Source organism: Enterobacter sp. UPMP2060, assembly GCF_053709655.1.
Window position 1 is genome coordinate 141,203 of record NZ_JBSKJQ010000004.1, and the last position, 11,826, is coordinate 153,028.

Annotated in this window: 11 protein-coding genes and 1 riboswitch; of the genes, 8 read left to right on the forward strand and 3 right to left on the reverse strand. The window is 53.9% G+C overall.

What is annotated here, in order from left to right; genetic code table 11:
* Nucleotides 1-269: 269 nt before the first annotated feature.
* Nucleotides 270-1,232, reverse strand: coding sequence for a transcriptional regulator LeuO (gene leuO / locus ACWKXN_RS11460; protein WP_045888154.1), 963 nt, complete (start codon nt 1,230-1,232; stop codon nt 270-272).
* A 587-nt stretch (nt 1,233-1,819) separates the two neighbouring features.
* Here leuO and leuL point away from each other — a divergent pair.
* From leuL to ACWKXN_RS11495, 7 genes are all read left to right on the forward strand, one after another.
* On the forward strand, nt 1,820-1,906 hold the full coding sequence (leuL, locus tag ACWKXN_RS11465) for a leu operon leader peptide (RefSeq protein WP_071786497.1): 87 nt from the start codon (nt 1,820-1,822) through the stop codon (nt 1,904-1,906).
* A gap of 91 nt (nt 1,907-1,997) precedes the next feature.
* Nucleotides 1,998-3,569, forward strand: a complete 1,572-nt coding sequence (leuA, locus tag ACWKXN_RS11470; RefSeq protein ID WP_029741222.1) for a 2-isopropylmalate synthase — start codon at nt 1,998-2,000, stop codon at nt 3,567-3,569.
* Nucleotides 3,569-4,660 carry a 3-isopropylmalate dehydrogenase gene (gene leuB, locus ACWKXN_RS11475; RefSeq protein ID WP_454543803.1) on the forward strand — a complete coding sequence of 364 codons (1,092 nt, stop codon included), beginning with the start codon at nt 3,569-3,571 and terminating at the stop codon, nt 4,658-4,660. The genes leuA and leuB overlap by 1 nt, the downstream gene beginning before the upstream one ends.
* 2 nt (nt 4,661-4,662) lie before the next feature.
* The gene (gene leuC, locus ACWKXN_RS11480) at nt 4,663-6,063 is read left to right on the forward strand and encodes a 3-isopropylmalate dehydratase large subunit (protein WP_033144624.1); all 1,401 of its coding nucleotides are present in this window, start codon (nt 4,663-4,665) and stop codon (nt 6,061-6,063) included.
* Between the two features lie 10 nt (nt 6,064-6,073).
* The gene (gene leuD / locus ACWKXN_RS11485) at nt 6,074-6,679 is read left to right on the forward strand and encodes a 3-isopropylmalate dehydratase small subunit (protein WP_039260825.1); all 606 of its coding nucleotides are present in this window, start codon (nt 6,074-6,076) and stop codon (nt 6,677-6,679) included.
* Between the two features lie 161 nt (nt 6,680-6,840).
* On the forward strand, nt 6,841-7,731 hold the full coding sequence (locus ACWKXN_RS11490; RefSeq protein WP_454543804.1) for a cation diffusion facilitator family transporter: 891 nt from the start codon (nt 6,841-6,843) through the stop codon (nt 7,729-7,731).
* 106 nt (nt 7,732-7,837) lie between these two features.
* Complete coding sequence (locus ACWKXN_RS11495; RefSeq protein WP_454543805.1) at nt 7,838-8,419, forward strand: cytochrome b/b6 domain-containing protein; 582 nt, start codon at nt 7,838-7,840, stop codon at nt 8,417-8,419.
* A 48-nt stretch (nt 8,420-8,467) separates the two neighbouring features.
* Here ACWKXN_RS11495 and ACWKXN_RS11500 read toward each other — a convergent pair whose 3' ends face one another.
* Both ACWKXN_RS11500 and sgrT read right to left on the reverse strand, forming a co-directional pair.
* Nucleotides 8,468-9,646: a sugar efflux transporter gene (locus ACWKXN_RS11500; RefSeq protein ID WP_126796844.1), complete on the reverse strand. Its 1,179-nt coding sequence runs from the start codon at nt 9,644-9,646 to the stop codon at nt 8,468-8,470.
* Between the two features lie 119 nt (nt 9,647-9,765).
* A complete protein-coding gene (gene sgrT / locus ACWKXN_RS11505) occupies nt 9,766-9,918 on the reverse strand; it encodes a glucose uptake inhibitor SgrT (protein ID WP_023334488.1) in 153 nt (50 codons plus the stop codon).
* Between the two features lie 88 nt (nt 9,919-10,006).
* On the opposite strand from sgrT, the gene sgrR reads away from it, so the two are divergent.
* Entirely contained in the window at nt 10,007-11,662 is a 1,656-nt protein-coding gene (sgrR, locus tag ACWKXN_RS11510) for an HTH-type transcriptional regulator SgrR (protein WP_033144620.1), read from the forward strand.
* A 36-nt stretch (nt 11,663-11,698) separates the two neighbouring features.
* Nucleotides 11,699-11,799: riboswitch (TPP riboswitch) on the forward strand.
* Nucleotides 11,800-11,826 lie beyond the last annotated feature (27 nt).

The following is an 11,826-nucleotide window of genomic DNA, read 5'->3' on the forward strand; positions in this document are numbered from 1 at the left end:
GCTCGTTATGAGGCAGGCAATTAGCAAACCCGGGGAGATAAACGGTGCGTAAAGCAGAAAAAGCAGCCGTTCACAGAAGATATGGTTAATTCCTCTGGGAATAGAGAGTGAGGTGATAAATCATCGCTGAAAAGCGCGACAATGCAGGAAATCATCTATTTTTGCGTGCCGTAGAGCAGCCAAAAAAAAATCATCACAGAAGAAAATAGCAGTTATCTAAAAAAACTCAGGATAAATCACATAAACCGATGCGATTTATCCTGATGCGTTTACCGGCGACAGATGCCAACCAGCAACTCTTCCATCCACTGATGTCCTTTATCCCGGCCCGCTGCTTCATGCCAGGAAAGATAACAGGTACGGCTATTTAGCTTGAGCGGCAGAGGCAAAATTTGCAGATTTAAAGGGTCAGAAAACTCTTCTGCCAGCCAGCGCGGCGCAATTGCCACCAGCTGTGTCTGGGAAACCACGTTTAATACGCTGACCATGGCCATGCCCTGATAAGCCACGCTCGCCTGTTTATCCGCAGTGTCATACCACGGCAGGCTAAAGGAAGCATATCTGTCGAGCGCAACAACGGCGTGCTGCTCGTTATAAACATCGTTTTCTCGCAGCGGAGAATTCAGGCGCGGGTGTTTTTTACTGGCGACCAAAACCATTTCATCTTTAAACAGCGGCACGCAGGAAAATTCCGGACGACGGAACTCTTCATACCCCAGAACGAATTCGATCTCCTGATAGCGTAACTGATGTTCTGTGTTTTGATTCAGGGATGATTTAAAAACAAGATTGATATTTGGTGCGATCTCTTCAACTTTATTATAGATGATCGACGTTAAATAATTATCTAAAGGGCTACAGACACAAAGATGGAATACGCGCTCGCTGCTTAAGGGTTCAAAGCCCGATCCCGGCAGCTCATTTTGGACCAGTTGCAACGCCTGACGAATGGAGCCAAACAGCTGGAATGCGCGCGCCGTAGGCTGGATCCCCCTCCCGTAGCGAACAAATAATTCGTCGTTAAACATAAGCTTAAGCCTGGCAACGGCATTACTCACGGCAGGTTGTGACATCCCCAAGGTTTGGGCAGCGCGGGTGATATTCTGTTCCTGCATGACAGCATCAAACACCGTCAGAAGATTCAGATCCACCGTGCGTAACTGTGGTTTAATCCCATCAGTAGCTTGAGGTTGTTTAATATTATTTTCTGGCACTTCTGACTCCACTGTCACGCTACACCCCTTTGCCAACGTACGGTAATAATCCTGAAAAATATCATTTATCATGCAAATACGATCAGCGAAAGAGAATTATTTAAAATTCGGAATAAATAAAGACTGTATATTAACGAAAATTAATGAACAAAACTGATATGTTTGACTTTAGGATTTAAATGAAACCATAAATCAAACCAATATACAATTGCCGTCAGGTTAATGATGGCTTAAGTATTATTAAACTGTTATTACTATCGCCCTACAGTTAGTTAACAACCTGTTATCTCTATTCGATTTCCAGCATTCCGGAAAAGATTCACTGCATCTATAAGTTTATGATATCAAAACTATTTAAACACAAAGCATCCTCATAAAACATTTCACTCATTTTTAAACATTTATATTTATTGGTTTCTGCAACTCTTTTCTCAAGTCCAAAATTAGACAATTAATCGGGTCAAAAAAGCTAAAACCAGCACAATTAGCTAAAGTGAATACCCGATTGATTCCATCTGTCGGGCCCGTTTTCATCCTCAGGGGTTGACATGAACAACCGTATCCAGTACCACTAAAAGCATATTGAATTTAACGGAGCACGATTCATGACACGCACCATTCGTTTCACCGGTCTACTACTACTAAACGCATCCACTGTGCGCGGTAGACTGGCGGGCGAAATTCAGCGTTGAATCGTCACCAGTAAGACTAGAAACCCGCGCCACTGCGCGGGTTTTTTTATGCTCGTAGCAAGGCGCCCTAAGACTGACAAGGACCTAACCCATGAGCCAGCAAGTCATTATTTTCGATACAACTTTACGTGACGGTGAACAGGCATTACAGGCAAGCCTGAGTGTAAAAGAGAAACTGCAGATCGCGCTGGCTCTCGAACGTATGGGTGTTGACGTGATGGAGGTCGGTTTCCCTGTCTCTTCCCCAGGTGATTTCGAATCCGTACAGACCATTGCGCGCACCATTAAAAACAGCCGCGTCTGTGCCCTGGCGCGCTGCGTAGAGAAAGACATCGACGTCGCCGCCGAGTCGCTGAAGGTCGCCGAAGCGTTCCGTATCCACACCTTTATTGCTACCTCGCCTATGCACATCGCAACCAAGCTGCGCAGCACGCTGGATGAGGTGATTGAGCGCGCGGTCTACATGGTTAAGCGCGCACGCAACTATACCGATGACGTTGAGTTCTCCTGTGAAGATGCGGGCCGTACGCCAATCGAAGACCTGGCGCGCGTTGTAGAAGCCGCCATCAACGCGGGCGCGAAAACCATCAACATCCCGGACACCGTCGGCTACACCATGCCGTTTGAGTTCTCCAACATCATCACCGGCCTGTATGACCGCGTGCCGAATATTGATAAAGCAATTATCTCCGTCCACACCCATGATGATTTGGGTCTGGCCGTAGGCAATGCCATCGCCGCCGTCCACGCTGGCGCGCGTCAGGTAGAAGGCGCGATGAACGGTATCGGCGAACGCGCGGGCAACTGTTCGCTGGAAGAAGTGATCATGGCGATCAAAGTGCGCAAAGACATCATGGACGTGCACACCCGCATCAATCACAACGAAATCTGGCGCACCAGCCAGACCGTCAGTCAGATTTGCAACATGCCCATTCCGGCTAACAAAGCAATTGTCGGTACCGGCGCCTTCGCGCACTCCTCCGGTATTCACCAGGATGGCGTCCTGAAGAATCGTGAAAACTACGAAATCATGACCCCGGAATCCATCGGCCTGAATCAGGTGCAGTTGAACCTGACCTCCCGTTCCGGTCGCGCGGCGGTTAAACATCGTATGGAAGAGATGGGTTATAAGGACAGCGATTACAACATGGACCAGCTGTACGACGCGTTCCTGAAACTGGCCGACAAAAAAGGCCAGGTGTTCGACTATGACCTGGAAGCGCTGGCCTTTATTAACAAGCAGCAGGAAGAGCCGGAGCACTTCCGTCTGGATTACTTCAACGTGCAGTCCGGCTCCAGCGACATCGCCACCGCCTCGGTCAAACTGGCCTGCGGCGATGAAATTAAAGCAGAGGCCGCTAACGGTAACGGCCCTGTCGATGCCATCTACCAGGCGATTAATCGCGTCACCGAGTACGACGTTGAGCTGGTGAAATATGACCTGACGGCCAAGGGCCACGGCAAAGATGCACTGGGTCAGGTCGACATTGTTGTTACCCACAATGGCCGCCGCTTCCATGGCGTGGGCCTGGCGACCGATATCGTTGAATCCTCCGCGAAAGCGATGGTGCATGTTCTGAACAACATCTGGCGCGCCGCCGAAGTCGAAAAAGAGTTGCAACGCAAAGCTCAGAATAAAGAGAACAACAAGGAAACCGTGTAATGTCGAAGAATTACCATATTGCTGTGTTGCCGGGCGACGGTATTGGTCCGGAAGTGATGGCACAGGCGCTGAAAGTACTGGAAGCCGTTCGCGCGCGTTTTGCGATGAAAATCACCACCAGCCACTATGACGTGGGCGGTATTGCGATTGATAACCACGGTACGCCGCTGCCAAAAGCGACCGTGGAAGGCTGCGAAAATGCCGATGCCGTGCTGTTTGGTTCCGTCGGTGGCCCGAAATGGGAACACCTGCCGCCGGCAGAGCAGCCTGAACGCGGCGCGCTGCTGCCGCTGCGTAAACATTTCAAACTGTTCAGCAACCTGCGTCCGGCGAAGCTGTATCAGGGTCTGGAAGAGTTCTGCCCGCTGCGCGCGGATATCGCCGCCAACGGTTTCGACATTCTGTGCGTGCGTGAACTGACCGGCGGGATCTATTTCGGTCAGCCAAAAGGACGCGAAGGCAGCGGACAACACGAGAAAGCGTTCGACACCGAGGTGTATCACCGTTTCGAAATCGAACGTATCGCCCACATCGCGTTCGAGTCGGCGCGCAAACGCCGCCATAAAGTGACCTCCATTGATAAAGCGAACGTGCTGCAGTCTTCCATTTTGTGGCGCGAGATCGTCAGTGAAGTTGCTAAGCAGTACCCGGACGTCGCGCTGTCGCACATGTACATCGACAACGCGACCATGCAGCTGATTAAAGCTCCGTCCCAGTTTGACGTGCTGCTGTGCTCCAACCTGTTCGGCGATATCCTCTCTGACGAATGCGCGATGATCACCGGCTCCATGGGCATGCTGCCCTCTGCAAGCCTGAATGAAGAAGGCTTTGGCCTGTACGAGCCTGCGGGCGGCTCCGCGCCGGATATTGCCGGCAAAAATATTGCCAACCCGATTGCGCAGATCCTCTCCCTGGCCCTGCTGCTGCGCTACAGCCTGGATGCAGGCGAGGCGGCAACCGCAATTGAGAACGCCATTAACCGGGCGTTAGAAGAAGGCGTCCGTACCGGCGATTTAGCACGCGGCACGGCGGCAGTCAGTACCGATGAAATGGGCGACATCATTGCCCGCTATGTCGCTGAAGGGGTGTAATCATGGCTAAGACGTTATATGAAAAGTTGTTTGATGCGCACGTTGTTTACGAGGCACCGAACGAAACCCCGCTGCTGTACATTGACCGTCATCTGGTACACGAAGTTACTTCTCCTCAGGCATTTGACGGCCTGCGCGCGCACAAGCGTCCGGTACGTCAGCCGGGTAAAACCTTCGCGACGATGGATCACAACGTTTCCACCCAGACCAAAGACATCAATGCCTCGGGTGAGATGGCGCGTATCCAGATGCAGGAGCTGATTAAGAACTGCAACGAGTTTGGCGTTGAGCTGTACGACCTGAACCATCCGTACCAGGGCATCGTCCACGTGATGGGGCCAGAGCAAGGGATCACCCTGCCGGGCATGACCATCGTTTGCGGTGACTCCCATACCGCGACCCACGGCGCGTTTGGCGCTCTGGCGTTCGGGATTGGCACTTCCGAGGTGGAACATGTGCTGGCAACGCAGACCCTGAAACAGGGCCGCGCCAAAACCATGAAGATTGAAGTGAAGGGTAAAGCCGCACCGGGTATTACCGCAAAAGACATCGTGCTGGCCATCATCGGTAAAACAGGCAGCGCAGGCGGCACCGGTCACGTTGTTGAGTTCTGCGGCGAAGCCATCCAGGCGCTGAGCATGGAGGGACGCATGACCCTGTGCAATATGGCGATTGAGATGGGCGCAAAAGCCGGTCTGGTCGCGCCGGACGAAACCACCTTCAACTACGTGAAGGGTCGTCTGCACGCGCCGAAAGGTCAGAATTTTGACGACGCGGTCGCGTACTGGAAAACCCTGAAAACCGACGATGGCGCAGCCTTTGACACCGTCGTCACGCTGCAGGCAGAAGAGATTGCGCCTCAGGTGACCTGGGGCACCAATCCGGGCCAGGTGATTTCCGTTAACGACAATATCCCTGACCCGGCATCCTTTACCGATCCGGTCGAGCGCGCCAGTGCGGAAAAAGCGCTGGCCTACATGGGGCTGAAGCCCGGCGTGCCGTTGACCGATGTCGCCATTGATAAAGTCTTTATCGGTTCCTGCACCAACTCCCGTATCGAAGATTTGCGTGCCGCAGCCGAGATTGCCAAAGGCCGCAAAGTGGCGCCAGGCGTGCAGGCGCTGGTGGTACCTGGCTCCGGCCCGGTGAAAGCCCAGGCGGAAGCCGAAGGTCTGGATAAGATCTTTATCGAAGCGGGCTTCGAGTGGCGTCTGCCCGGCTGCTCCATGTGTCTGGCCATGAACAACGATCGCCTGAATCCGGGCGAGCGCTGCGCCTCCACCAGCAACCGTAACTTTGAAGGCCGTCAGGGCCGCGGTGGGCGCACCCATCTGGTCAGCCCGGCAATGGCCGCCGCTGCGGCAGTCACCGGCCATTTCGCCGATATTCGCAGCCTGAAATAAGGAGACAATCATGGCAGAGAAATTTACCCAACATACGGGCCGGGTTGTCCCGCTGGACGCCGCTAACGTCGATACTGACGCTATTATTCCAAAACAGTTTCTGCAGAAAGTGACGCGTACCGGTTTCGGCGCACATCTGTTTAACGACTGGCGTTTCCTGGACGATAAGGGAGAAGTGCCTAATCCGGAATTCGTTCTGAACTTCCCGGAATATAAAGGCGCCTCCATTTTGCTGGCACGCGAAAACTTTGGCTGCGGCTCATCCCGTGAACACGCGCCATGGGCGCTCACCGACTACGGTTTTAAAGTGGTCATTGCCCCAAGCTTCGCGGATATTTTTTACGGTAACAGCTTCAACAACCAGCTGCTGCCCGTCACGCTGAGCGATGAACAGGTCGATGAGTTGTTCGCGCTGGTTAAGGCGAATCCGGGCATTTCATTTGAAGTGGATCTGGAAGCAGAAGTGGTGAAAGCCGGGGATAAGACCTACAGCTTCAGCATTGATGCGTTCCGCCGTCACTGCATGCTGAACGGTCTGGACAGCATTGGTTTAACTCTCCAGCACGACGCGGCGATTGCCGCTTACGAAAACAAACAACCCGCATTTATGAAATAATCCTCCGGCCTGCAGTCCACTCTGCAGGCCGCGTTTTATCCCGATCCCCCCTCCTTCTGTAAATACTTCCCAAACCCAGCCAATAATGACGTTATATTTAATGTCAATTTAATGTTCCGTGCGCAAAATAATCGCTCAATCAGCTGGTAGCGGAAATAATCATGGAAAAGAAAAATGGAAACAAGTCTCATATCCGTTCTCGGGAAATACATAAATGCACATTAGTAAGCGTGATAATAAATAGTTTACTCACCGCATTTCAGATATTTGCAGGAATATTTTCCGGCTCACAAGGTTTAATTGCTGATGGGATTCATTCTCTTTCCGATTTATCCTCCGACTTTGTCGTTCTGGTTGCGAATAAAAAGAGCCAGAAAGGCTCTGATATCGATCATCATTACGGTCATCTGCGTTTCGAAAACGGTGCAAAGCTCATTATTGGCGCTATTCTGCTGCTTGTGGGGGTCGGGATGCTCTGGTCCGCAGGCAATAAACTGCTTCACCCCGAGACACATCAGCTGGTGAAAGGGGCCGCGCTGTGGGTGGCGATTCTGGCGCTGGTGGTAAAGGAAAGCCTGTTCAGATACATGTTTGCCACAGGAAAACGTATTCAGTCCTCGCTGCTGATAGCCAATGCCTGGCATGCCCGTTCTGACGCAGCGTCGTCAGTGGTTGTCGCCATCGGCATTGCCGGGAATTTAGTGGGCTTTCACGCGATGGACCTCATTGCGGCCCTGATTGTCGGAGTATTCATCGCCCACATGGGTTACAAATTTTCTGCCGATGCCCTGCACGATTTGATGGACCGTTCGCTTGAGCCCGAGCTGGAGCACGACATCAAAACGTGTCTTCTCGCAACCGAGGGCGTCACCGGACTCCATGATTTAAAAACACGCAAGATGGGCGATTTAGCCCTTGTCGATGTCCATCTTGAAGTGAACGGCGAATTAAGCGTAAAAGAAGGACATCAGATTGCCGTGAATGCCAGAAATAACGTGATGCAAAAATTCAATGTGCTGAACGTGATGACGCATATTGATCCTGCCCACTAACCGGAACGCATAAATACAGTGTGACGCAACCGACCGTTAAGGTTTCGTTAATTAATCTGCGTCACACTGCATCGCATCAGCTCTCTCATTATTGAGGTAAAAAGCGATGAAACCAAATTTACGCGATACGCTTCCCCATAAAGAAACGCCTTTTCTTCGCATACTGCACATTCTTGTGGCCGTACTGGTCCTCGCCCAGATTATCAATTCTAATTTCACCGAAAGTGAAGCCCTCCACGAATCCGGGCTGAACGGAATTGTCACCTGGATCCATGTTATCTCCGGGTTTGGTTTAATTTTGTGTGGCATTGCCATGATGGCATGGATGTTAACCCAGCGCGGATTTAAGTATTACTTCGCCTGGCTGGCGCTGGATTTTCGCGGAATTGTTGACGATATTCGCACCCTCGCGCAGCGTCAGCTTCCTGACGCGCATGCCGGCGGTATGGCAGCAACGGTGCAAGGTCTGGGCGTGCTGGCGCTGCTGGGCGTTGCACTCTGCGGCGCGGCCTGGTTCGTGCTGAACGCCACGCTCGGGCCGGTTTCGTCCGTCACGGAATCCGTCTTGGATTTGCATAAATTCCTGACGGTCTTTATTGAGACATATTTCTGGGCACACGGCTTCATGGGCCTCGTTCATATGTACCTGACGCTACGCGCGCAGCGTAAATATCAGTATTCAGAATAAAACGGTTCACAGAGCCCGGCGTTCCCGGGCTCCGTTTCGCTCATCCGATCACACGTCTTTTACGCGGCAGGTCAGCAGGAGCGTCACGACGGATAGCGCCGCAATCATCCAGTAGACAGACGCATGCCCGTAGCTTTGCGCCAGCGCCCCCTGAATCACGCCCGCCAGAATCACCCCGGTTGAAATGCTGTTGGTAAAAAGCGTGGTCGCCGAGCCGGCACGACCGGGCATGAGATCCTGAAACCAGAGCATGCCGATCCCGGCAACAATCCCAATAAACACGGCGTTAAACAGCTGCAGCGCCAGCAACGCTTCCCGCGAATGGAAAAGGATCAGCCCCGCGTAGAACAGCACCCCGGCCGCCACGGCGACAATCATCATCCTGCGCTTTCCAAAGCGCTTAACGTAGTAACCCGCCAGAATCATTGCCGGAATTTCCAGCCCGGCGGCAGTTCCCATCAAGATCCCCGCAAGCTTGTCCGGCAGGCCCAGATCGCTGCTGATCCACAGCGGCATATCGATGATGTACATGGTGTTGCAGGTCCACATCAGCGTGGAGGCAATAAACAGCATGCGGACGTTTTTGTCCTGCCAGCCGCTCACCTCGGTGACAGGTTTATCCGTCGTCTGTTCGACGCGCGCCACGGACGGCAGCGCGAAGGCAATCAGCGCCAGGCTGATGACAAAAATCCCGGCGGCGATGGAAAACATGGTGGTAAAGCCGTAGTTCAACGCCAGCATAAAGGCCAGCGGCGGGCCAATGACCCACGCCAGCGAAAGCTGGGCGCGCATCACCGAGCTGAACATCACCACTTCACGCGCCGAGTTATCCGCGTATTCACGGGCCAGCGCGAACAGCTGCGGCATGGCGGTGTTCGCCAGCGACGCCAGCAGCACGCCGCAGGTAATAAGCGTCAGATAATGACGGTTGAAGGCAAAGAGCAGCGCGTTGCCCACGGCCATGGCGCAGCAAAAGAGGATCAGCCTGCGGCGATCGCCATGGCTGTCCGATCGTTTCGCCAGCGCGAGGCTGACCAGGATCCCGGCAATGGCGTTAACGGTGTAAAACAGGCCGACCCAAAACGGCTGCGCCCCCACCTCACGGCTGAGAAACAGGCTCAGCGTCGGCGCCTGCAGCGCCCCCGCCACGCCCATCATAAAGGCCACCAGCATAAAAGCGGCATACACGCCGTTAAGGCGTCGCCCCATCGTCATCAACCAGAGCATGCGCAAGTCCTTGTGAAAGCGAATCGAAATTGGGTGAATAGTAAACGAAAAAAGCCAGCAAAAACATTTTGCTGGCGGGTGATAAGCACCAATACTCAGTCACACATGATCGAGGCGAGTTAGCGGGAAGAGGTCGGTGTTGTAACGTCCCACTGCATCAATTCTTCTAACGTTTTCAGCCGTTGCTCTGCACACCGGCGGGCCAGCCAGGACGATCCTTTTGTCGCTGAAAAGTACTGCTGATAGAACTGACGTGCGGTAGACCTCTTCATAATTTACCTCCTCGCTTCATCGGGGAGAATTATTGGCCTAATATAGGGATAAATAAATTGCTGGTTTTTTGTCAGGAGTTCCCCTTTTATGCCTTCCGGTCGTCTGCAACAACAGTTTATCCGCCTCTGGCAGTGCTGCGAGGGGCAATCGCAGGAGACTACGCTCAACGAGCTGGCTGACCTGCTTAGCTGCTCCCGCCGCCATATGCGCACGCTGCTCAACACCATGCAGCAGCAGGGCTGGTTAAGCTGGGAAGCGGAGGCGGGACGCGGCAAACGTTCGCGGCTGACCTTCCTCTATACCGGGCTGGCGCTGCAGCAGCAGCGCGCGGAAGATCTGCTCGAGCAGGACCGCATCGATCAGCTGGTCCAGCTGGTGGGCGACAAAGCCGCCGTGCGCCAGATGCTGGTTTCCCATCTCGGGCGCAGCTTTCGTCAGGGCCGCCACATTCTGCGAGTGCTCTATTACCGTCCGATGAAAAATCTGTTGCCCGGCACGGCCTTACGCCGCTCAGAAACCCACATGGCCCGGCAAATCTTCAGCGGCCTGACGCGGATAAATGAGGAAAACGGGGAACTGGAGGCGGATATCGCGCACCACTGGCAGCAGCTTTCCCCGCGCCACTGGCGCTTCTTTTTACGCCCCGGCATCCACTTTCACCACGGCCGCGAGCTGGAAATGCACGACGTCATCGCCTCTCTGGAACGAGCCCGCAGGCTACCGCTCTACTCGCATATCTCCCGCATCCACTCCCCCACGGCCTGGACGCTGGATATTGAGCTGTCGCAGCAGGATAAGTGGCTTCCCTGGCTGCTGGGCTACGTGCCGTCGATGATTTTGCCCGGCGAGTGGGAATCAATGAACAATTTTGCCAGCCTGCCGATTGGCACCGGGCCCTACTCCGTGTCCCGCAATAACAGCAACCAGCTGAAAATCCGCGCGTTCGACGACTACTTTGGCTATCGGGCGCTGATCGACGAAGTGAACGTCTGGGTATTGCCGGATCTCAATGAAGACCTGAGCTGCGGGCTGACGCTGGAAGGCCCCACCACGGGAGAAAAAGCCGTGGAGAGTCGCCTCGAGGAAGGGTGTTACTATCTCCTGTTTGACCGCCGCACCCACCGTGGGGCAAACCAGGCCGTCCGCAAGTGGGTTAGCCACGTTTTGTCCCCTTCCAATCTGATCTACCATGCGGAAGAGCAGTACCAGACATACTGGTTCCCGGCGTACGGCCTGCTTCCGCGCTGGCACCACGCCCGCCCGGTGCACTGCGACAAACCCGCAGGGCTGGAGTCCATCACCCTGACCTACTACCGCGAACACGTGGAGCATCGTTTTATCGCCAGAATCATGACCCGGCTGCTGGCAGCCGAGGGGGTTACGTTAGAGGTCAGGGAAGTGGACTATGACGAATGGCATCAGGGGGAGATCGCCAGTGATATCTGGCTCAACAGCGCCAACTTTACCCTGCCGCTCGATTTTTCCCTTTTCTCGCATCTGTATGAAGTCCCGCTGATCCAGCACTGCATCGACCGTGACTGGCAGCAGGATGCCGCCCTGTGGCGCGCGGGCGAAATGAATCTTGCAGCGTGGTGCCAGCAGCTTCTGGCCGAGCAGGCGATCGTACCCTTGATCCACCACTGGCTGATGATCCAGGGCCAGCGCAGCATGCGCGGCCTACGGATGAACACCCTGGGCTGGTTTGATTTTAAATCCGCCTGGTTTGCGCCGCCGGAGCCATAACGCTTTCGTAATATTCACCAAATCATTACAATAGCGCCGTTCTCAACGGGGTGCTGCATCACAGATGTGCGCTGAGATAATACCCGTCGAACCTGATCCGGATAACGCCGGCGAAGGGATTTGAGGCTGTCTCTCAAAATCCTTTGCCACTCAACTTTGAGGTG

What these genes read in the sequence shown, in the direction of transcription:
- leuL (WP_071786497.1), top strand. Translation starts at nt 1,820, where the DNA reads ATGACACGCACCATTCGTTTCACCGGTCTACTACTACTAAACGCATCC.
- leuA (WP_029741222.1), top strand. Translation starts at nt 1,998, where the DNA reads ATGAGCCAGCAAGTCATTATTTTCGATACAACTTTACGTGACGGTGAA.
- leuB (WP_454543803.1), top strand. Translation starts at nt 3,569, where the DNA reads ATGTCGAAGAATTACCATATTGCTGTGTTGCCGGGCGACGGTATTGGT.
- leuC (WP_033144624.1), top strand. Translation starts at nt 4,663, where the DNA reads ATGGCTAAGACGTTATATGAAAAGTTGTTTGATGCGCACGTTGTTTAC.
- leuD (WP_039260825.1), top strand. Translation starts at nt 6,074, where the DNA reads ATGGCAGAGAAATTTACCCAACATACGGGCCGGGTTGTCCCGCTGGAC.
- ACWKXN_RS11490 (WP_454543804.1), top strand. Translation starts at nt 6,841, where the DNA reads ATGGAAAAGAAAAATGGAAACAAGTCTCATATCCGTTCTCGGGAAATA.
- ACWKXN_RS11495 (WP_454543805.1), top strand. Translation starts at nt 7,838, where the DNA reads ATGAAACCAAATTTACGCGATACGCTTCCCCATAAAGAAACGCCTTTT.
- ACWKXN_RS11500 (WP_126796844.1), bottom strand. Translation starts at nt 9,646, where the DNA reads ATGCTCTGGTTGATGACGATGGGGCGACGCCTTAACGGCGTGTATGCC.
- sgrT (WP_023334488.1), bottom strand. Translation starts at nt 9,918, where the DNA reads ATGAAGAGGTCTACCGCACGTCAGTTCTATCAGCAGTACTTTTCAGCG.
- sgrR (WP_033144620.1), top strand. Translation starts at nt 10,007, where the DNA reads ATGCCTTCCGGTCGTCTGCAACAACAGTTTATCCGCCTCTGGCAGTGC.